The 20748-nt window shown below is 68.1% G+C and carries 14 protein-coding genes; 9 read left to right on the top strand and 5 right to left on the bottom strand.

The window, feature by feature from the left end:
- Window positions 1-145 precede the first annotated feature (145 nt).
- Window positions 146-1039, top strand: a complete 894-nt coding sequence (locus tag FHU13_RS20500) for a dihydrodipicolinate synthase family protein (RefSeq protein ID WP_183437691.1) — start codon at window positions 146-148, stop codon at window positions 1037-1039.
- 101 nt (window positions 1040-1140) lie between these two features.
- Window positions 1141-2136 (top strand): hypothetical protein, encoded by a 996-nt coding sequence (locus FHU13_RS20495; protein WP_183437690.1) that lies wholly within the window; start codon window positions 1141-1143, stop codon window positions 2134-2136.
- An 18-nt stretch (window positions 2137-2154) separates the two neighbouring features.
- On the opposite strand, the gene FHU13_RS20490 is transcribed toward FHU13_RS20495, so the two are convergent.
- From FHU13_RS20490 to FHU13_RS20480, 3 genes are all read right to left on the bottom strand, one after another.
- Window positions 2155-2496: a DUF1491 family protein gene (locus FHU13_RS20490; protein WP_183437689.1), complete on the bottom strand. Its 342-nt coding sequence runs from the start codon at window positions 2494-2496 to the stop codon at window positions 2155-2157.
- A 73-nt stretch (window positions 2497-2569) separates the two neighbouring features.
- On the bottom strand, window positions 2570-3319 hold the full coding sequence (locus FHU13_RS20485; RefSeq protein WP_183437688.1) for a peptidoglycan-binding protein: 750 nt from the start codon (window positions 3317-3319) through the stop codon (window positions 2570-2572).
- 145 nt (window positions 3320-3464) lie between these two features.
- Window positions 3465-5402 (bottom strand): PAS domain-containing sensor histidine kinase, encoded by a 1938-nt coding sequence (locus FHU13_RS20480; RefSeq protein ID WP_183437687.1) that lies wholly within the window; start codon window positions 5400-5402, stop codon window positions 3465-3467.
- Between the two features lie 389 nt (window positions 5403-5791).
- Between FHU13_RS20480 and FHU13_RS20475 the strand changes: the two genes are divergently transcribed.
- A complete protein-coding gene (locus FHU13_RS20475) occupies window positions 5792-6136 on the top strand; it encodes a hypothetical protein (protein ID WP_183437686.1) in 345 nt (114 codons plus the stop codon).
- 69 nt (window positions 6137-6205) lie between these two features.
- Entirely contained in the window at window positions 6206-7249 is a 1044-nt protein-coding gene (gene cydB, locus FHU13_RS20470) for a cytochrome d ubiquinol oxidase subunit II (RefSeq protein ID WP_183437685.1), read from the top strand.
- A 108-nt stretch (window positions 7250-7357) separates the two neighbouring features.
- Here cydB and FHU13_RS28275 read toward each other — a convergent pair whose 3' ends face one another.
- Together FHU13_RS28275 and FHU13_RS20465 are read right to left on the bottom strand one after the other, a co-directional pair.
- Window positions 7358-7483 carry a hypothetical protein gene (locus FHU13_RS28275; RefSeq protein WP_281411638.1) on the bottom strand — a complete coding sequence of 42 codons (126 nt, stop codon included), beginning with the start codon at window positions 7481-7483 and terminating at the stop codon, window positions 7358-7360.
- Window positions 7480-8718 carry an MFS transporter gene (locus FHU13_RS20465; RefSeq protein ID WP_183437684.1) on the bottom strand — a complete coding sequence of 413 codons (1239 nt, stop codon included), beginning with the start codon at window positions 8716-8718 and terminating at the stop codon, window positions 7480-7482. The genes FHU13_RS28275 and FHU13_RS20465 overlap by 4 nt, the downstream gene beginning before the upstream one ends.
- Before the next feature lie 250 nt (window positions 8719-8968).
- Here FHU13_RS20465 and FHU13_RS20460 point away from each other — a divergent pair, with 250 nt between their 5' ends.
- From FHU13_RS20460 to narJ, 5 genes are all read left to right on the top strand, one after another.
- Window positions 8969-11479: a PBP1A family penicillin-binding protein gene (locus FHU13_RS20460; protein WP_183437683.1), complete on the top strand. Its 2511-nt coding sequence runs from the start codon at window positions 8969-8971 to the stop codon at window positions 11477-11479.
- Between the two features lie 547 nt (window positions 11480-12026).
- Entirely contained in the window at window positions 12027-14741 is a 2715-nt protein-coding gene (locus tag FHU13_RS20455; protein WP_183437797.1) for a nitrate/nitrite transporter, read from the top strand.
- Window positions 14738-18529, top strand: coding sequence for a nitrate reductase subunit alpha (locus FHU13_RS20450; RefSeq protein ID WP_183437682.1), 3792 nt, complete (start codon window positions 14738-14740; stop codon window positions 18527-18529). Before FHU13_RS20455 ends, FHU13_RS20450 begins: the two co-directional genes overlap by 4 nt.
- A complete protein-coding gene (narH, locus tag FHU13_RS20445) occupies window positions 18526-20052 on the top strand; it encodes a nitrate reductase subunit beta (protein ID WP_183437681.1) in 1527 nt (508 codons plus the stop codon). The genes FHU13_RS20450 and narH overlap by 4 nt, the downstream gene beginning before the upstream one ends.
- Window positions 20049-20747, top strand: a complete 699-nt coding sequence (gene narJ / locus FHU13_RS20440) for a nitrate reductase molybdenum cofactor assembly chaperone (RefSeq protein WP_183437680.1) — start codon at window positions 20049-20051, stop codon at window positions 20745-20747. The genes narH and narJ overlap by 4 nt, the downstream gene beginning before the upstream one ends.
- Window position 20748 lies beyond the last annotated feature (1 nt).

Genomic DNA, 20748 nt, shown 5'->3' with positions numbered 1-20748 from the left:
TCGCGAGGCGGAGCCGAAGTGATCCCGTGCACCGCCCTTTCCGGAACCGTCGCGCCGCTATCAGTGACGATGCGGCGCCGGATGCCACCGGAAGTGCTTGGTCCGCGTTGACCGCACTCGGGCGCCTGCCCATCGTGCCGCGGCCATGACCTGCTTCACCGGCTTGTCCGCCTTCCCGATCACCCCCGCTTCGCCCGACGGCCGTGTCGACACAGTGGCGTTGCGCGCCCTGATCGCCCCGCTCGTAACCGCGGGCGTGGATTCGATCGGACTGCTCGGCAGCACCGGCACCTACGCCTACCTGTCCCGCGCGGAGCGCCGCCGCGCCCTCGACGCCACCCTCGAGGAGGCCAATGGCCGGGCGCCGGTCATCGTCGGCATCGGGGCTCTGCGCACGGACGAGGCGGTCGCACTGGCGCAGGACGCGCGGGCGGCCGGCGCCGCGGCGGGACTTCTGGCCGCCGTCTCATACACGCCGCTGACCGACGAGGAGGTGTTCGAGCACTTCTCCGCCGTTGCGACAGGGAGCGGGCTGCCGATCTGCATCTACGACAATCCCGGCACCACGCATTTCCGGTTCACGCCTTCCCTCGTCGGGCGGCTGGCGCAGGTGCCCGGCATCCGTGGGCTCAAGAGCCCGGCGCCGGATCCGGATACGGTAGCCGGCCATCTCGACGCCCTGCGCCGGGCGGTGCCCGCCGAGTTCCGCCTCGGCACCAGCGGCGACTGGAACGCAGCGGAGGCGCTGCTGGCCGGCGGCGAGGCCTGGTACAGTGTCGCGGCCGGGCTGTTTCCGGAAGCCTGCCTCGCGATCCTGCGGGCAGCACAGGCCGGCGAAACGGCGCGGACGCGGGCGCTCAACGCGCGGATGCAGCCGCTCTGGGACCTGTTCAAGGAGTTCACCAGCCTGCGGGTCATGTATGCGGCGGCCGGCCATCTCGGTTTGTGCCGGGCCGATCCACCCCGCCCGATCCTGCCGCTTCCCGAACCCGCCCGGATTCGGGTGGCGGATGTCGTGGACCGTCTCGGCCTCGCCTGATGCGGCCGCCGCGGGACAGTCGCCGACCGGCGGTCTTAAAGGTCGATTCACGCAGAACTGTTTGACTCACCGTCAGAGTAAGTTCTGCGTAAACGAGTGCCATGTCCTCATCGGTCGCCGGCGCGCCGGACCTGTCCGGCCTCATCGAGCTCTCGCGCGATCCCGCGCTGGACCTGAAACCCGTGATCCTGCGGGTGCAGACCGACCTGTTCCTGACCGCTCCTGTCCATGACAGGGCAATTCTTCAAGCCTTCGAGTCCCTGTCGGCGGGTCTGATTCCGACGGTGGACGAGGACACTTTGCGCATCGTCGCCGAGAAGCTCGACGGGTGTCCCGACGTGCCGGCCGGCGTGCGCGCCGCGCTCGAAGCCCGGGGCTTCTCCATCGCACCGCCCCGCGAGCCGGAGACGGAGGCGGAAGCCGATCGGGCGATCGCGGAAAACCCCGGCGCGCTGATCGGCACCCGGGTACTGGAACGCCTCCTGGCCCGCGCCCGCACCGATGCGGACCTCGCCCGCACCCTGCTCGGCCGGCCCGACATCCCGCCCGCCGACCTCGCGCCTCTCTGGCTCTTCGCCGAGCCGGAGCAGCGCCGCGCGATTACCGAGGCCGTCGAGGCCACCGCGGCCCTGCGCCCCTGTCCGCCCGCACCCCGGGCGCTGGCGACGAGCCTCGTCGAGCATTCCCATGCCCGTGACGTTCAGGCCTTCGTCACCGCGCTTGGCAACGGGCTCGCCCTGCCGCCGAACTATCTCAGCGCCGCCGTCGATCCGGCCTCGCGCTACGATCTGCTGACGCTCGCCCTGCGGGCCGCGGATCTGCGCGAGGGTGAGGCGGTCTTCGTCTTCCTCACGCTCAACGACAGCGTGGCGCGCTCGGTCGATCGGGTGTTCTCTCTCGTCACGCTGTTCCGCGAGACGAGCCGGGCCACCGCCCGCGACCTGCTCTGCGCGATCCTCGGCGTGCCGGTGATGGAGCGCACGGGCGGCGAGCACCAGCCGCTGCATGGCCCCGAGGCCAAGCGCGGCGCGTCGGCGGGGGCTGAGCGGGGAGGCTTCCGCGCTATTCTCCCCACGCGCCTGCGCCGCACGAGCTGACGCTCTTCCCTGAGAAAATTATTCCGCGAGCGGCAGGCCGTGCCGGCCCTCGCGATCGTCGATCTCGACGATCCAGAGATCGGAATCGAATCGGATCTCGCGGGCGAGGCGCTCCTCGATATCCGGCGACGGGGCGGCGGTGAGGATCGCCGTGAAGAGGCGCTCGCCCGCATCATCCGCCTCGATCAGCGCCTGGGGCGCCGGGCCGTAGAGGTCGGCGGTGCCGCCGAGCCGGTCGACCTTGACGAAGATCGCTCCCGCCTCCGCCGCGCCGCGGCGGCGCTGTACCGCCGGGATGTTTTCCCCGTTGAGGCGGCGCAGCTGCGCGGAAACCCAGAAATCCGAGCGAAGGCGTGGCATGGCCGGTTCATAGGCGCCCCCGCTCCCCGCGTCGATGGCGAGGGCGGCGGGCCATCCTCAAGGCCGGCGGGTGTTACCCGCTCGCCTTGGCCGTCATCTCGCGGGTCAGGGCGCGCAGGGTCGGCCCGGCGGCCTCGCCCTTCACCGGCAGCTTGCGATCGCGCTCGAACTTCTCGATCGCCGCCTTCGTGCCCGGTCCCATCAGGCCGTCATCCTTGAGCGGACCGTAGCCGAGCTTGGACAGGGCGCGCTGAACGCGGATCACGTTCGGGTCTGGCTTCAAGGCCTCAGGTTTGCCCGCCTCCGTCTTCGCCGTCTCGGCCCTCGGCTCCTTCGCGGCAGTCTTCGGCTCGGGCTTGCGTTCCGCCCTGGGCGTGACCGAGGCGGTCGTCTCGCCGGAGCGGATCATGTCAGCGATCGTGTCGCGGGGCGCAGCCGCCTCCCGAACCGGAGCGGGCTTCGGTGCCTCCACCGCGCGGATCTCCCGAACCGGCTGCGGCGCCGGTTTCGCCGCCACCGGCTTCGGCTCGGCGGTCGGCAGGATCGGCGCCGGATGCGGGCCGGCCTGAAGGCCGATGGCGTTGACGCAGACATAGATCGCGGCGCCGGCACCGAGGACGGTTCCGAAGACGCCGCCCGGATAACGCAGGCAGAACCGCCCGGCCCCCGTCGCCGCGGATAGGGCAGCGGCCTGCCAGCCGGCCGCAGCGGGCCCACGCGGGACGGGCTGGCGGCGCGGGGACTTGGCCGGGCTGCGGGCGACGCGCAAATCGCCGGGGACGACGATCTCGCGCTGGTCCCGGCGGGCGGGCGGCTCGCGCATCACTTCGCTCCTTCCGAGCATCGTCCCGAAAGGTAGCTTCCGGCCTTCGGAAAAAGACGATGCAAAAATAGGGGTCTAGAGCAGGGTCCTGGATCGGATATCCAGGACCCTGCTCTGGGTGTCTGCCGCACTTCGTTCGATCGGCTCATCCGGCGCGGCGCATCGGAGCGTTCGTGGGAAGCGGGGCTGGATCGAACAGGCCGACCGGCAGCCGGATCGGTTCGGGCGCCGGCTCCGAGGCCACCGCGCCCCGAACCGATGTCCGGATCGGCGCCGGCTGGATCTGCGCCGGAGCGATTTTCGCGCTGCCGGCCCCTGCCTTGCCGGCGCTCGCGGCGGCCTTGGCGCGGCTGCAATCGAGCGGCAGCGTCACGGTAACGGCCGTACCTTTGCCCGGAGCACTCTCGACCGAGACGGCGCCGCCGTGCAGCCCGGCGAGGCCGCGCACCACCGAGAGTCCGAGCCCGGTGCCCTCGTGCGTCCGCCCGTATCCGCCGCCGACTTGGAAGAACGGATCACCGAGCCGCGGCAGGTCGGCCTCGGTGATGCCGATGCCGTTGTCGCTGACCACGATGTCGAGATAGGCGCCGCCCCGACGCACCATCACCTCCACCCGGCCGCCGCGGGGCGTGAACTTCACGGCGTTGGAGATCAGGTTGATGAGCATCTGACGGCAGGCGCGGGCATCGGCCACGAGGGCGCAGCCGGCAGGCACGGGCGCGCTCACCAGGGTGATGCCCGAGGCATCGGCCTTGAGCCGCATCAGGTCGCAGCAGCCGCGGAGCAGCGCCTCGACATCCACCGGCTCGGGCTGGAAGTCGAAATGGCCGCCGCGTATGCGCGAGATATCGAGCAGCGTGTTGACCACATCGAGCAGGTGGCGCCCGGACTGCGCGATGATGCCGGCATATTCGCGGGAGCGCTCCGGCGAGAGGCTCAGCGCGCCCTCCCCGACCAGAACGTCGGAGAACCCGATGATGGCGTTGAGCGGTGTGCGCAACTCGTGGCTGACGGTCGCGAGGAAGTGGGTCTTCACCTCGTCGGCGCGCTCGGCCTCGGCGCGGGCGCGGTCGAGTTCCTGCGCGTGGCGGCGGTGCTCGGATACGTCGCGGGTCACAGCGACAACGGTCGAGCCGTTGGCGCCGGCCAGCCCCGCCTCGATCCGGTGAGCGCGCATCTCGGCGAAGATCGTGCGGCTGCCGTCGCCGCGCGGCGTATCGACGTGCAGGCGGAACGGCACCGTGGCCGGCGTGCCGTGGGCCGCAACGTCGCTGATCGCCTGGAGCAGCGCCGGACGATCGCCGATATGCACCCGGTCGAGCAGACCGTGGCCGCGCAGGCGACTCGCCTCCGCGCCGACGAAACGGGCGGCCGAGCCGCTCGCCTCCAGCACGCGGCCGTTGGCATCGTGCCACGTCACGAGGTCGTCGATGACCGAGAGCAGCAAGCGGTCGCGCGCTTCGTTATCCTGCATGCGCGCCCGCCACTCGCCCTCGCGGCGCATGTGCTCCATCGCCTGCGCCGCAATGTGGCCGATGGCGGTCACGGCGAAGACCGGCATGACGACGGCGTTGGGCCAGTCGAGCGCGAGACTGCCGACGGGCAGGTAGCCGCTGAGGGCGATCGCGAAGGCGCCGGCGACGGCGATCACGGACGCCGCGATCGTCGCCCGGCGTGAGCCGGAGATCATCGCCTCCAGCGGCACCGCCACCAGCCAGATCGCTGCGGCCGAACTCGCGCCGCCGGTGAGGGCCGCGAGGCAGACGACGACACCGGTCAAACCCAGCGAGGACAGGGCGTGCGCGACCCAGAGTGAGCCGGTGCGCGACAGGACGACGGCGGCGAGCAGCGGCAGGAACAGGCTCGCGATGGCGATCGCCTCGATGCCGCTCGGGACGCCGCGCCAGACGAGGTAGGGCGGCAGGCCCGCCATCATAGCGGCGCCGGTGGCGAGCCGCGAGATCAGGAACCGCTCGTGGCGGAAGCGCACGCCCGGCTCGGCCACCGCAGAGGCGTGGACCAGCCCGGCGAGGCGGGCATCGAACAGGGAGGCAAGGGCACCGTCTTTACGCAACACCACCACGCACAGCGCAAGCTTTGACCCGGAAAACGGGTGTCTCGCGCCCCTCGACTGCTCGTTACGATCTTCGAGGAAACCGTCGCAGAGGCGGTTTAAGCGAGGATGAAAAGGGTCGCTCACTTGCCGCCGACCGCGATGCTTGCCGGCGCCTGCTGGCTCCGGCTGAGGCGCAAATCCCCGTTCTTCACAGCACCCGGAGGTGGCCGGAGCGGCGCTCCACAGAGGGTAAACCGGCCGCCGAGAGGGCGGGCTTCCCGGAAAAAAGGCTTCGTTCACCACGTCGGCGTTTTGAGCCGACGCGCTTCATCCGGCGGTGCCGTGACGATGGCAGGATCGGACCATCGACCTCCGCCGGCCGCGCCGGCGAAGCAGTGCCCTCTGGAACCGGATCGATGTCGTTTCTCCTGCGCGCCGCCCTCGTGATCGGCGCCCTCTCCTACCTCGCGCTTCAGCGCCAGGACGGGCCATCTTCGGCCACACCCCGCGCCGCCACGACGGGGATCGCGACGGGCGACGCGATGGATCACCTGACCACGGGTGGCATTGGCGCGCTGGTGAACGCCGTGAACGCGCTTCCGCCGGAGACCCGCGAAGAAATGGTACGGATCGGGGCGGATGCCGTCGCCCGGCACGTCACGGGACAGATCGCCGGACAGGCTTCATCGCCGCGTCCTTCCGCCGATACGCTCTCGGCCACCGACCGCCAGCCATCATGGCGGGGACCCGCATCGCGTTGAGCGCGGTTCTGGCCTGAAGAGGCGGTGCTCCTATAACGGACGGGTGCCACTTGCCGGGAAGGTGCGACGATGTTCGGCTTCGGGAACGAGTACGAGGGCTTGGCCTTCTGGCTGCCGCTGGTCTGGGCGGGCCTGCTGGCGCTCGCGGTGGCGATGTACGTCGTCATCGACGGGTTCGACCTTGGGGTCGGCATCCTCTTCACCGCCGCGCGCCCCGGCAACTGGCGCGACCGGATGATGCTCTCGGTGGCGCCCATCTGGGACGGCAATGAGACCTGGCTCGTGCTCGGCGGCGGAGGGCTGTTCGCGGTCTTCTCAGTCGCCTACGCGATCCTGCTGCCGGCGCTCTATCTGCCGATCATCCTGATGCTGATCGCGCTGATCTTCCGCGGCGTCGCCTTCGAATTCCGCTTCAAGGCCGAGCGCTCACAGGTGGTTTGGGACAATGCGTTCCACTACGGCTCGCTGATCGCCACCTTCGCGCAGGGCATGGTGCTCGGTGCCTTCGTCCAGGGCTTCCAGACCGAGGGCCGGGGCTTCTCCGGCGGCACCCTCGACTGGCTCACCCCCTTCAGCGTCATGACCGGCATCGGCCTCGTCTGCGGCTACGGCCTGCTCGGCGCGACGTGGTGCGTGATGAAGACCTCGGGCGAGCTGGAGATCTGGTCGCGGATCAAGGCCAAGCAGTTCCTGATCGGCACCGTCGTCTCGATGGCCATCGTCAGCGCCTGGGTGCCGTTCCTCGGACTGCATATCCAGTGGCGCTGGTTCTCCTGGCCGAACGTGCTGTTCGTCGCGCCCGTGCCGCTGCTGACAGCCTTCGTCTGCTGGCGGATCTGGAAGGCGATCGAGAACGGGCGCGAGGTCGCGCCCTTCCTCCTCTCGATCGCCCTGTTCCTGCTGGGCTTTCTCGGGCTCGCGATCAGCCTGTTCCCCTACATCGTGCCGCCGAAGCTCACGATCTGGCAGGCCGCCAACGCGATCTCGGCCCTGCAATTCGCCCTCGTCGGCTACTCGGTAGTGATGCCGCTGACGCTCGCCTACACGGCCTATGCCTATTGGGTCTTCCGGGGCAAGATCGAGGAGAATCCCAACGCGGCGAGCTACCATTGAGCGCCCGGCGCTTCCTCTGGTTCGCCGCGCTCTACGGACTGAGCCTCATCGCCTTCACGGCGCTCGTCTACTTCATCCGCGCCATCGCGCGGTGAGGCGGACACCGGCTCAGAGGCAGAGGAGAAAGCTAGCGCGAAGCCAGAGCGTCACGCCCTCCTGGGCCCACAGGAGTGCCCCGGCGAGAGTCAGCGCGCCGAGAAGGGCGAGGACGACGAGCTCGTCCCGCCCGCTCATGCCGGCCTCGCCTGCGCGTCACGGCGCGCCAGCGGAACGTCGCGGATCGGCAAGTTGAGGAGGCCGGCCAAGAGGGCGATGCCGATCGAGAGGGTCCAGGCCGCGTCGTAGGAGCCGGTGCGAGCGAAAATGGCACCCGCGCCCCACGCGCCTAAGAAGGCACCCACCTGATGGCTCATGAAGACGATGCCGAATAGGGTCGAGAGATAGCGCACGCCGAAGATCTGTCCGACGAGGCCGCTCGTCAGCGGGACGGTGCCGAGCCAGAGGAAGCCGATGGCGCAGGCAAACAGCGTCGCGGAGAGCGGACTGAGCGGGAAGACGAGAAATAGCGCCATCACGGCGGCGCGGGCGAAGTAGATCCACGACAGAACGTACTTCTTGCGCAACCGGTCGGCGGCGATTCCGAAGGCGTAGGAGCCGAGGATGTTGAACAGACCGATCAGGGCCAGCGCGCGGGCGCCGATCCCCGGATCGAGGCCGGCATCGGTCAGGACGGCCGGCAGGTGGGTCGAGACGAAGGCGATATGGAAGCCGCAGACGAAGAAGCCTGCATTCAGAAGCCAATAGCCGCGATGGCCGGCCGCCTCCCTCAGGGCGGCACCGAACGAGATCTCGTCCGATGTCGCAGTCGTCCGCGCCGCGCCGGAGGCGGCTTTCCGGGCGATGCCGAGGGCGAGCGGCACCATCAGGACGGCGAGCCCTGCGCCGGTGAGCAGCGCCCCGCGCCAGCCGAGTCCGTCCACGGCGATCTGCGTGGCCGGGACCAGCAGGAACTGCCCGACTGAGCCACCCGCCGTGACGATGCCTGCGGCCGCGCCCCGGCGCCCGGGCGGCATCAGCGGCACGACCGCCCCGAGCACGACGACGAAGGTGACGCCGGTCATGGCCAGCCCGACCAGGAAACCGAGCGTGACGGTGAGGCCGAGCGCCGAGGACACGACGGCCGCCAGCGCGAGGCCGACGGCGTAGAGGAGGCCGCCGGCGGCGGCGACGCGTCCGGGTCCGTACCGGTCCGCCATTGCCCCGATGAAGGGCTGAGCCAGCCCGAAGATCAGGTTCTGCACGGCCATGGCGAGGCCGAAGCTCTCGCGTCCGACGCCGAGATCCAGCTCGACCGGCCGCATGAACAGACCGAAGCCCTGGCGGATTCCCATGGCAATCGTCACGATCACCGCGCCGCAGGCGAGCGCGATCCAAGGAGAGGGCCGGCGAAGAAGCGGAGAGCGGGTCAAGGTCGCGTGTCCAGGAAAACCGGCCGGGATCATATTCCTTATCCTGGCCTCGGCAGATTCGGCACCTGACGCACACCGGATTCCGCGATGGAAGCGCGGGCGACGGGAACGGTGCCCAAGCGTGTCGCCGAGGTCACCCGTCCGCCCCGTTCGCCGTCCTCCCCCTTCGCGCGCGTAGCCTTGCCGGCCCCCGCTCCGCTAAGGTCCGCCCCATGATGCTTGATTTCCGGCGGGCGGCGAACGGTTCGCGATGACAGCGCAAGGACCGGACAGGCCGGGCGAGGACGGAACCGAGACGCGGGTCGCGGCACGCGAAGCGGCGCGGGCGGCAGCCCTGCTCACACGCCAGCTCGGCCGTCTCGCCGGTAGCGCGGGGCGCAGCGCCTGGCGCAGCGGAGCCGCCGTCGCCAAGGGAGCGGTCAAGGGGACGGCCCCGATCTTCGCCCGAACTGCGAACCGCTTCCGCTCGACCGGGCAGCGCGCCGCGCCGGCAGCCGCCGTCGCGGATCCGGTGCCGGTCGACTGGCAGGACGCCCAAGATCGCCCCTTCAACCGTCCCTTCGACCATCGCCCGGCCCACCCTCTCCGCCGCCCTCCCCGCCGCCGTCGCCCTTGGCTCATCGGAGGGGCCGTTCTCGTCGGCCTGCCGCTGGTGATCCTGGCAGGCTACGTCTTCGCTGCCTTCGCCACGCTGCCGCCGCTCGGCGGGGTGGCACCGGAAGCTGCCCAGCGCGCCCTCGTGGTCGAGGCCGAGGACGGCCGCTCGTTTGCCACCCGCGGCGCGTTCCAGGGCGAGAAGCTGACCGAGAAGACGCTGCCGCCCCGGCTCGCCCAGGCCATCATCGCGATCGAAGACCGCCGCTTCTACAGCCACTGGGGCATCGACCTGCGCGGCATGGCCCGCGCCGTGTGGCGCAACGCGACCGGCGGCGGCGTGCGCGAGGGCGGCTCGACCATCACCCAGCAATATGCTCGCCTCACCTCCCTCACCCAGGAGAAGACGCTCAAGCGCAAGATCCAAGAAGCCTTCCTGGCGCTTCGCCTGGAGAGCACCCTGACGAAGCCCGAGATCCTCGTCGGCTACCTCAACACCGCCTATTTCGGCGCGGGCGCCTACGGGGCGGATGCGGCGTCACGGCGCTACTTCGGGCATGGGGCCGAGAAGCTGACCCTGCCGGAGGCAGCGATGCTGGCGGGGCTCGTGCGGGCGCCTTCGCAGCTCGCCCCGACGCGCAATTTCGGCGGCGCCAAGGAGCGAGCCGACCTCGTGCTCCAGGCCATGGTCGAGATCGGCGCGATCAGCCAAGCCGAGGCCGACAAGGCCCGGGCGGAGCGGCTGACCCTGCACACGCCGCCCGAGACGCCGCCGGGCACCAACTACTTCCTCGACGCGGTCCAGGGCGACGTGAAGCGGCTGACGCAGGAGCCGGGCGACGTTACCGTGCGCTCGACCCTCAATCTCGACCTCCAGAGCCTCGCCGAGGGCGTGCTCGCCCGCCGCCTCGACGGCGAGGGTGGGAAGAAGAAGGTCGGCCAGGGCGCGCTGGTGGCGATGGCCCCCGACGGGGCGATCCTCGCCATGGTAGGTGGGCGCGACTACGAGGACAGCCAGTTCAACCGCGCGACCCAGGCCAAGCGGCAGGCCGGCTCGCTGTTCAAGCTGTTCGTCTATCTCGCTGCCTATGGCCGGGGCTACTTCCCCGACAGCGTGCTCGTGGACCGCCCGACCCAGATCGGCGAGTGGGAGCCGCAGAACTCCAACAACCGCTTCCGCGGCGCGCTGCCGCTGCGCTCGGCCTTCGCGCTTTCGGTCAACACCATCGCCGCCCAGCTCGGCGAGGAGGTCGGGATTCCCGCCATCGTCGCCGAGGCGCGCCGGCTCGGCGTGCAGTCGGACCTGCCGGAGGTGCCGAGCCTCGCGCTCGGCACGGCGGACGTCACGCTTCTTGAGATGACCCGCGCCTATGCCGGCGTGCTCGGACCTGGCATTCCGGTGGAGCCATATCTCGTCCGCGCCGTCCGCGGGAACACGCCGCAGCCGCTCTACCAGCGCCCGACGCCGAAGCCCGGCGCGGCGATGGACGCGCAGGTCCAGTCGATGATGCTCGACTCGCTCCAGGCAGTGGTGGATTCCGGCACCGGAAAGGCGGCGCGGATCAACGGACTCGCGGTCGGCGGCAAGACCGGCACCAGCCAGGACTACCGCGACGCATGGTTCGTCGGGCTTTCCCCGGACATGATCGTCGGCGTCTGGGTCGGCAATGACGACAACGCGCCGATGAACAAGGTCACCGGCGGCGACATCCCGGCCCGCGTCTTCCACGATTTCGTGGAGCGGGCGCAGAAGGTGCTGAAGGGCCGCAAGCGCCCGGCACCCTCCGCAGCCCGGGCCGAGCCGACCCCGGCGGTGGCCGTGGCCCCCTCCTCCGCCCCCACGCCCGCTGCGGGCGAGGTGCGCGGCGTGCCTGAGGTGGTCGATACCGGTACGCTGACGGTCCGCGGCCGCAAGGTGCATCTGCTCGGCGTCGTCGGCGAAGGCGGCGCGCTAGCCCGACAGCTCGCGCGCTACCTGCGCCGCCGCGAGGTCGTGTGCTCCGGCGATCCGGCCTCCGCGCGCTGCCGATTGGACGGCGACGATCTCGCTTCGCTCATCGTGACGGCTGGCGGCGCGCGGGCGAGCGAGGATGCACCGAGCGACCTGATCGAGGCCGAGGATCAGGCCCGTGCCGAGCGCGCCGGGCTGTGGCAGCGGGAGCGATGAGAGGCAAGAGCATGGCAGCAGCCATGGTTCGCCGAGAGGCCGGTTCGCGGCGGTGACGGGTGCGGGCCGCTGAGAGCCCGGCGAAGCGTACGGCCGGCTTCTTGCCTAGATCCGGTTCAGGAATCGGGCAGCTCCCATCCGGCCTTCAGCGTCTCGAATCGGTGCTCCACGGTCCTGCGGTCGTCACCTCTTCGCCCTCGCGGCCGAGGCGCTTGCCGGTGACCCGCCATCCGCGACCGCCATTGTCCATCTGCCATCTGTAGGCTTGACCTTTCCGTAGAGAGCCGAACAGCGATTTTAACATGTGATCTATGTACAACCTGCAGGATACAGGCTAGCATTCCCACAAGTCACCCTATTCGCTCGCCGGGTGTACTGATCATGCGCCCTGTCATTTGGGGGCAGATCGCTGCACATAGCGCCTCTATGACAGGAATGCGCAATCATAGCGTGACGCCTGCGAAATCTAATCGCGGATAGTAATTCTACACGTCTGCCTTACGCGCCCATTCGGCAAGCCCGGACCGGAGAAACGCTTGTGGCAACACTGGTTACTTCGCCAAGCGGCGCAGCCGAAAAAGCCGATCAGGTTCTCTGGACAAGTACCGCAGCCTTCACGGCCAGCTTCGCGGTCTGGACGATCTTTGCCATCATTGGCATCGGGATCAAGGATGAGCTGAGCCTGTCCGAGAGCCAATTCGGTCTTCTCGTCGGCACCCCGATCTTATCCGGCTCGGTTTCGCGGCTGTTTCTCGGCATGTGGTCCGACCGCTACGGCGGCCGCAAGATCTTCGCAGCGCTCATGTTCGTCTCTGCGGCCGCGACCTACGCGCTGATCTGGGCCGATAGTTACTTGGAGATGCTTATCGCCGGCCTCGTCGTCGGGCTGGCCGGGGGCACCTTCTCCGTGGGCGTGCCCTACGTTTCGCGCTTCTTCTCGCCGGAACGACAGGGTACCGCGCTCGGCATCTTCGGAGCCGGCAACGTCGGCGCGGCCGTCACCAAGTTCCTCGCGCCCTTCGTGATGGTCGCCATGGGCTGGCGCGGTGTCGCCGAGGTCTGGGCGGCCGGTCTCGCCATCACCGCCATTCTCTTCCTGCTCTTCACCAAGGACGAGCCGCGCAGCGCCGCCGACGGTGAGACGGCGCGCGAGCCATTCCAGGCCCAGTTCAAGGTGCTCGTCCACGCGCAGGTCTGGCGCTTCTCACTTTATTACTTCTTCGTCTTCGGCGGCTTCGTCGCGCTGGCTCTGTGGCTACCGCACTATCTCGTTGCTACCTACGGACTGTCCCTGTCCTCGGCCGGCATGCTGGCAGCCTTCTACTCGGTGCCGGCCAGCCTGTTCCGCATCTATGGCGGCGTGCTGTCCGACCGCTACGGCGCCCGGGCGGTGCTCTACTGGACCTTCGGCGTGGGCATCGTGTCCACCTTCATGCTGTCCTATCCGCCGACGACCTACATCATCGAGGGGATCCGGGAGCCGATCCGATTCTCGACGAGCCTGGGGCTCACCCCGTTCCTCGTGATCATGTTCGTGCTCGGCTTCTTCATGAGCCTCGGCAAGGCCGCCGTGTTCAAGCATGTGCCGGTCTATTACCCGCAGGACGTCGGTGCGGTCAGCGGTCTCGTCGGGATGATCGGTGGCCTCGGCGGCTTCCTCCTGCCGGTCGCCTTCGGCATCCTGGAGGATCTGACCGGCGTCCGGACCGCCTGCTTCGCGTTGTTGTTCCTCGTCGTCACGGCGTCCCTCGTCTGGATGCACGTGTCGATCCAGAAGCTGGATCATGCGGCGGCACTGCCGCGAGCGCCGATCGGTGTCTCCGCAACCCCGGTCGGCGCACCGCGGGAAGGGCTGGCGCCGGACGAGCGCCGTCGGCCGGAGCAGAGGGCGCAGGACGCGCATCTCCTGACGGACTGGCGTCCGGAAGATCCAGTCTTCTGGGAGAACACGGGGCGCGCCATCGCCCGGCGAAACCTCTGGATCTCGACCTATTGCCTCGCGCTCGCCTTCGCGGTCTGGCAGCTCTGGAGCATCGTCGTGGCCTGGTTGCCGGCGGCGGGCTTTAAATTCACCTCAAATCAGCTCTTCTGGCTGGCGGCGGCGCCGGGGATTTCCGGGGCGACCCTGCGCATCTTCTACTCGTTCCTCGTGCCCGTCTTCGGCGGACGATTGTGGACGGCGCTCTCGACCGGCACGCTTCTCATCCCCGCCTTCGGCCTCGGTTACGCCGTCCAGAACCCGCAGACACCGTACCTGATCTTCCTGGCGCTGGCGCTTCTGTGCGGCTTCGGCGGTGGCAACTTCGCCTCTTCGGTCGCCAACATCTCCTTCTTCTTCCCGAAGAGCGAGAAGGGCCGCGCCCTCGCGATCAATTCGGGCATCGGCAATCTCGGCGTCAGCGTGATGCAGCTCGCCGTTCCGATCGTCGTCTCGATGGGACTCTTCGGCTATCTCTCCGGGGCGCCGCAGACGACACCCGACGGCGCCTCGATCTGGCTGCAGAATGCCGGCTTCTTCTGGGTGCCGCTGATCGGGGCCGGCGTCATCGCCGCCTGGCTCGGCATGAACGACATCGCCTCGGCCAAGGCGTCCTTCACCGAACAACTGGTGATCTTCCGGCACCTGCATACCTGGGTGATGTGCTGGCTCTATACCGGCACCTTCGGCACCTTCATCGGGATGTCCGCCGCGTTCCCGCTCCTGACGCGGCTCGTCTTTCCCGAGGTCGACGTACTCCACTACGCCTTCATCGGGCCTCTGGTCGGCGCCCTGTCACGCGCCTTCTCGGGTGGGCTGTCGGACCGGCTCGGCGGCGAGCGCGTGACCCTCTGGGTCTTCGTCTCGATGATCGTGTTCGCATGTCTCCTCATCTGGGCGCTCGACATCCGGAGCTTCCCGCTCTTCTTCGCCATGACGCTGCTGCTCTTCTTCTCGAGCGGTATCGGCAACGCGTCGACCTTCCAGATGGTGCCCGGGATCATGGCGCGGGTCATCGACGCGCAGGAGCCGCAGGCGAGCACCGAGGAGCGGCGGCGTAGGGCGGAAGGGGAAAGCGCAGCCATCACCGGCTTCATCTCGGCCATCGCGGCCTATGGCGGCTTCTTCATCCCCAAGGCGTTCGGAACCTCGATCGACATCTCCGGAAGTGCCGACGCGGCGCTCTACGGCTTCGCTGCCTTCTTCATCACCTGCGCCCTGGCCACGTGGTTTTTCTACACCGGTCCGCGCGGGCTCTTCAGGACGACGGAGCGACGCACATGAGTCACTTTCTCGACCGCCTGACCTTCTTCCGACAGCGCCGCGAAACCTTCTCCGACGGCTGGGGCGTCGCCACGGACGAGCCACGCGCCTGGGAGAACACCTATCGAAAGCGCTGGGCGTCGGACAAGATCGTCCGCTCCACCCACGGCGTGAACTGCACCGGCTCCTGCTCCTGGAAGATCTACGTCAAGGGCGGGATCGTAACCTGGGAGACGCAGCAGACCGACTACCCCCGCACCCGTCCGGACCTGCCCAACCATGAACCGCGCGGCTGCCCGCGAGGCGCGAGCTTCAGTTGGTATCTCTATTCGGGAACGCGCATCAAATACCCGCTCGTGCGGGCACGAATGCTGAAGGCGTGGCGGGAGGCCCGCGCCTCGCTCGGCCCGGTCGATGCGTGGCGCAGGATCGTCACGGATGGCGAGACGCGGGCCGGCTGGGTGACGCGCCGCGGACGCGGCGGCTTCGTGCGCGCGACCTGGGAAGAGGTCGCCGACATCATCGCGGCGGCCAACATCTACACGATCAAGGAATACGGGCCCGACCGGATCACCGGCTTCTCGCCGATTCCCGCCATGTCGATGGTCTCCTACGCGGCGGGCACGCGCTACCTGTCCCTGATCGGCGCCGGTTGCTTGAGCTTCTACGACTGGTACTGCGACCTGCCGCCGTCCTCCCCGCAGACTTGGGGCGAACAGACGGACGTTCCGGAAAGCGCCGACTGGTACAATGCGGGATTCCTGCTGGTCTGGGGCTCGAACATCCCGCAGACGCGCTCGCCGGATGCCCACTTCTACACGGAGGCTCGCTACAAGGGCACCAAGAGCGTCGTCATCTCGCCCGATTACAGCGAGGCCTGCAAGTTCGCCGACTTGTGGCTGCATCCTAAACAGGGCACCGACGCTGCGCTGGCGCTCGCGCTCGGCCACATCGTCCTGAAGGAATTCTACATCGACCGGCAGGTGCCGTACTTCCAGGACTACGCGCGCCGCTACAGCGACATGCCGTTCCTGGTGAAGCTGGTCGAGCGGGACGGGCGATTGTTGCCGGACCGCTTCCTGCGGGCCGCCGATTTCGCGGGCGGCCTCGGCGAGGGGAAGAATCCGGACTGGAAGACCGTCGCCCTGGATCAGGAGGGACGCATTGTCTGTCCGCGCGGCTCGGCCGGTTTCCGCTGGGGTGATCCGGGCAAGTGGAACCTGGAGGAGAAGGACGGCGCCGGCACACCAGCCTCCTTGCGCCTGTCGCTCGCCGGCATCGAGGACCGACTGGCGCAGGTCTCGTTCCCGTATTTCGGCGGCATCGCGCCGGGAGGCTTCGTTGCCACCGATCACCCCGAGGTGCTGAGCCGCCTCGTGCCGCTGCGCCGCGTCGCACTGAAGGATGGAGAGGCACTCTGCGCCACCGTCTTCGATCTGCTCTGCGCCAATTACAGTGTCGACCGCGGGTTCGGCGGGACTGACATCGCCTCGACCTACGACGACGACGTGCCGTTCAGCCCGGCCTGGGCGGAGCGCATCTGCGGCGTGCCGCGGCAGGCGATCCTGCAGACCGCGCGCGAGTTCGCGGAGACCGCCGAGAAGACCGATGGCCGCGCCATGGCCATCGTCGGCGCCGGGATCAACCATTGGTACCACATGGACATGAGCTATCGCGGCATCATCGCGCTGCTCATCCTCTGCGGCTGCGTCGGGAAATCGGGCGGCGGCTGGGCGCACTATGTCGGGCAGGAGAAGCTGCGTCCGCAGACCGGCTGGTTGCCGCTCGCCTTCGCCCTCGATTGGGTGCGCCCCCCGCGTCAAGTGAACGGGACTTCGTTCTTCTACGCGCATTCCGACCAGTGGCGCTACGAGACGCTCGACGTCTCCGACATCCTCTCGCCGACGGCGCCCCCTGGCGATTGGTCGGGCTCCATGCTCGACTACAATCTGCGCGCGGTGCGCATGGGCTGGCTACCCTCCGCTCCGCAGCTCGACACCAACCCGCTCGCGCTGGCGCGGAGCCTGGAGGCCCGGGGCGAGGACCCCGCCGCAGCCCTGCCGCACCTGCTGAAATCGGGCGAGGTCAAATTCGCCATGGCGGACCCGGACGCGCCGCAGAACTGGCCGCGCAACATGTTCTTCTGGCGCTCCAACGTGCTGGGCGCCAGCGGCAAGGGGCACGAATACTTCCTCAAGCATCTCGTCGGTTCCTCGCACGGCGTCGTGGGGACCGAAGACGGAATCCGGCCGAACGAGGTCGTGTGGCGGGAGGAGGCGCCCAAGGGCAAGCTCGACTTGATGGTCAACATCGACTTCCGCATGTCGACGACGAGCCTCTACTCCGACATCGTCCTGCCGACGGCGACTTGGTACGAGAAGCACGACCTCAATACCTCGGACATGCATCCCTTCATCCACCCGCTGGCGGCCGCGGTGGATCCGGTCTGGGAGGCGCGCAGCGACTGGGACATTTTCCGCACCATCGCGCAGACCTTTTCCCGCCTCTGCGAGGGCGAACTGGGTGTGGAGAAGGACATCGTCCTCAACCCGATCCAGCACGACAGCGCGGCCGAACTCGCCCAGCCCTACGCCCCGCTCGACTGGGGGCGCGGCGAGACCGAACCGGTGCCTGGCCGGACCATGGCGAACATCGCCGTGGTGGAGCGCGACTATCCCGCGACCTACGAGCGGTTCACGGCCATCGGCCCCAAGCTCGATACGCTCGGCAACGGCGGCAAGGGCCTAGAGTGGGACACCAAGCACGAGGTCGCTCTGCTCGCCGCGCTGAACGGCCGGGTCGAGACAGGGCCGGCTGCCGGAAGGCCGAAGGTCCTGACCGACATCGATGCCTGCGAAACGATCCTGATGCTTGCACCGGAGACGAACGGGCAGGTCGCGGTCAAGGCGTGGGAGGCCCTGAGCCGGGCGACCGGGCGCGATCACAGCCATCTCGCGGCCGGCAAGGAGGAGGAGAAGATCCGCTTCCGCGACGTCGTGGCCCAGCCCCGCAAGATCATCTCCTCACCGATCTGGTCGGGACTCGAGAGTGAGAAGGTCTGCTACAGCGCCGGCTATACCAATGTTCACGAGCTCATCCCTTGGCGCACCCTGACGGGGCGACAGCAGCTCTTCCTCGACCACCCTTGGATGCTGGCCTTCGGCGAGGGCTTCGTGACGTGGCGTCCACCCATCGACACCAGGACCGTGGCGCAGGTGGCCGGCAAGCTGCCCAACGGCCACCCCGAAATCCAGCTCAACATCCTCACGCCGCACCAGAAATGGGGGATCCACTCGAGCTATACCGAGAACCTCTTGCTACTCAGCCTCAACCGCGGCGGACCGGCGATCTGGATCAGCGAGGCCGATGCCCGGAAGGCCGGCATCGAGGACAACGATTGGATCGAGGCCTTCAACGTCAACGGTGCCGTGACGGCGCGCGCGATCGTCTCCCAGCGCATCATGGAAGGCTCGGCCATCATGTATCACGCGCAGGAAAAGCTCGTGAATACGGTCGGATCCGAGATCACCAACCAGCGCGGCGGCGTGCACAACTCCATCACGCGCATCAACATGAAGCCGACCCACATGATCGGCGGCTACGTCCAGTTCGCCTATGGCTTCAACTATTACGGAACCGTCGGCGCCAATCGCGATGAGTTCGTCATCATTCGCAAGATGAACGACGTCAACTGGTTCGACAAAGCCGTCGACGACACGTTCAACACCGAGGCCACCGCCGACTGGGGCGGACACAGCGTCAGTTCGAGCGACATGTCGAGTACCAAGTCGAAGGAGACGGTGGCATGAGGATCCGCGCGCAGATCGGCATGGTGCTCAATCTCGACAAGTGTATTGGCTGTCACACCTGCTCAATCACCTGCAAGAATGTCTGGACCAATCGTGAAGGCGTCGAATACGCTTGGTTCAACAATGTCGAGTCGAAGCCCGGGATCGGTTATCCGAAGGACTGGGAGAACCAGCACCGCTGGAAGGGCGGTTGGGCGCGCAAGTCGAACGGCCGCATCGAGCCGAAGATCGGCGCCAAATGGAGGGTCCTCTCGAAGATCTTTGCCAATCCCGACCTGCCCGAGATCGACGATTTCTACGAGCCCTACACCTTCGAATACGGCTGGCTGCAGCAGGCCCCCGAACTTCAGGCCCAGCCTTCCGCCAAGCCACGCTCACTCATCACCGGCGAGGTGATGAACAAGATCGAGTGGTCGGGCAATTGGGAGGACGATCTCGGCGGCGAATTCTCCCGCCGCTCGCAGGACTACAATTTCGATGGCATTGAGAAGGAAATCTACGGCCAGTTCGAGAAAACCTTCCTGATGTATCTGCCGCGCCTGTGCGAGCATTGCCTCAACCCGACCTGTGTCGCCTCATGCCCCTCAGGCGCGATCTATAAACGGGAAGAGGACGGGATCGTCCTGATCGATCAGGAGAAGTGCCGCGGCTGGCGCATGTGCGTCTCCGGATGCCCCTACAAGAAGATCTACTATAATTGGTCGTCGGGAAAATCGGAGAAGTGCATCTTCTGCTTTCCGCGCATCGAAGCCGGACAGCCGACCGTCTGTTCGGAGACCTGCGTCGGGCGGATCCGCTATCTCGGCGTCATGCTCTACGACGCCGACCGCATCGAGGAAGCGGCCTCCGTCGAGGACCCGAAGTCGCTCTACGAGTCGCAGCTCTCGATCTTCCTCGATCCGAATGACCCGGCTGTCCGCAGGCAGGCGCTCCTCGACGGCGTGCCGGAGGAGTGGCTCGACGCCGCCATCCTGTCCCCCGTCTACAAAATGGCGATGGAGTGGAAGGTCGCCTTCCCGCTCCACCCCGAGTACCGCACCCTGCCGATGGTCTGGTACGTGCCGCCGCTCTCGCCGATCCAGTCGGCGGCCGAGGCCGGCAAGATCTCGGCCAAGAACGGGATGCCGGATGTCGAGAGCCTGCGCATTCCGATGCGCTACCTCGCGAACATGCTCACCGCGGGTGAGGAGACACCGATCGTCTCCGCGCTCCGGCGGATGCTGGCCATGCGCGCCTTCATGCGTGCCAAGACGGTCGACGGGCGCCTCGACGAGGGGATCGCGGATGAGGTCGGGCTGACCGCGCATCAAATCGAGGAGATGTACCGCTACATGGCGCTCGCGGCCTACGAGGACCGCTACGTGATCCCGACCAGCCATCGCGAGGTGGACGAGAACGCCTATCACCTGCGCGGCTCGACCGGCTTCTCCTTCGACGAGCCCACCAACGGGGCCACGAAGACGAACCTGTTCGGCGGCGCGAAGCGCACGCCGCGCAAGCCCTACATGGACGTGCCGCTATGAAGTACACGCTGCGCGCCCTCTCGGCCCTGATGGCCTATCCGAGCGAGGAGCTGCAAGCCCATATCGGCGCGGTCCGCGAGGCCCTGCACGGGGAGGCGGAACTGCCGCCCGACGCTCTCGCCCGCCTCGAACCGCTCTTCGACGCCTTCGCGAGCCAGGATCTGTTCGATTTGCAGGCGCATTACTGCGAGTTGTTCGACAGTTCGCGCGCGCTCTCGCTGCATCTCTTCGAGCATGTCCACGGTGACGGCCGCCAGCGCGGACAGGCGATGATCGATCTCGGGCAGGCCTATCTCGCCCGCGGCTTCATGATGCGGGAGGCCGAACTTCCCGATTACCTGCCGATGTTCCTGGAGTTCCTATCGATCCTGCCGCAGGAGGAGGCGGAAGAATGGCTCTCCCAGCCGGCCCACGTGCTGGAAGCCCTGGAACAGCGGCTCACCGAGAGGAAGACCGACTACGCGGGCGTGCTGCACGCCCTGCTGCACTTATCGAAGCGCAGGCCCTCCACGGGAAACGTGCAGGACCTGCCCGACTACCGCGATCCGGCGACACCCGATGAGATCGACCGTGCCTGGGAGGATGCTCCCATCAACTTCAACGCTCCCCTCGGGGAAACGACCGAGCCATCCACGCTGATGACGCGCCTGCGCGCCGCCCAGCGCGACGCGAGAGACCACGCAAAAGGAGGCTAAC

It is taken from the genome of Methylobacterium sp. R2-1 (assembly GCF_014191355.1).
Lineage (GTDB): Bacteria > Pseudomonadota > Alphaproteobacteria > Rhizobiales > Beijerinckiaceae > Methylobacterium.
Note: the sequence above shows the minus strand (reverse complement) of the source record. Positions and strands in the feature narration are given on the sequence as shown.

What these genes read in the sequence shown, in the direction of transcription:
- FHU13_RS20500 (WP_183437691.1), top strand. Translation starts at nt 146, where the DNA reads ATGACCTGCTTCACCGGCTTGTCCGCCTTCCCGATCACCCCCGCTTCG.
- FHU13_RS20495 (WP_183437690.1), top strand. Translation starts at nt 1,141, where the DNA reads ATGTCCTCATCGGTCGCCGGCGCGCCGGACCTGTCCGGCCTCATCGAG.
- FHU13_RS20490 (WP_183437689.1), bottom strand. Translation starts at nt 2,496, where the DNA reads ATGCCACGCCTTCGCTCGGATTTCTGGGTTTCCGCGCAGCTGCGCCGC.
- FHU13_RS20485 (WP_183437688.1), bottom strand. Translation starts at nt 3,319, where the DNA reads ATGCGCGAGCCGCCCGCCCGCCGGGACCAGCGCGAGATCGTCGTCCCC.
- FHU13_RS20475 (WP_183437686.1), top strand. Translation starts at nt 5,792, where the DNA reads ATGTCGTTTCTCCTGCGCGCCGCCCTCGTGATCGGCGCCCTCTCCTAC.
- cydB (WP_183437685.1), top strand. Translation starts at nt 6,206, where the DNA reads ATGTTCGGCTTCGGGAACGAGTACGAGGGCTTGGCCTTCTGGCTGCCG.
- FHU13_RS28275 (WP_281411638.1), bottom strand. Translation starts at nt 7,483, where the DNA reads ATGAGCGGGCGGGACGAGCTCGTCGTCCTCGCCCTTCTCGGCGCGCTG.
- FHU13_RS20460 (WP_183437683.1), top strand. Translation starts at nt 8,969, where the DNA reads ATGACAGCGCAAGGACCGGACAGGCCGGGCGAGGACGGAACCGAGACG.
- FHU13_RS20450 (WP_183437682.1), top strand. Translation starts at nt 14,738, where the DNA reads ATGAGTCACTTTCTCGACCGCCTGACCTTCTTCCGACAGCGCCGCGAA.
- narH (WP_183437681.1), top strand. Translation starts at nt 18,526, where the DNA reads ATGAGGATCCGCGCGCAGATCGGCATGGTGCTCAATCTCGACAAGTGT.
- narJ (WP_183437680.1), top strand. Translation starts at nt 20,049, where the DNA reads ATGAAGTACACGCTGCGCGCCCTCTCGGCCCTGATGGCCTATCCGAGC.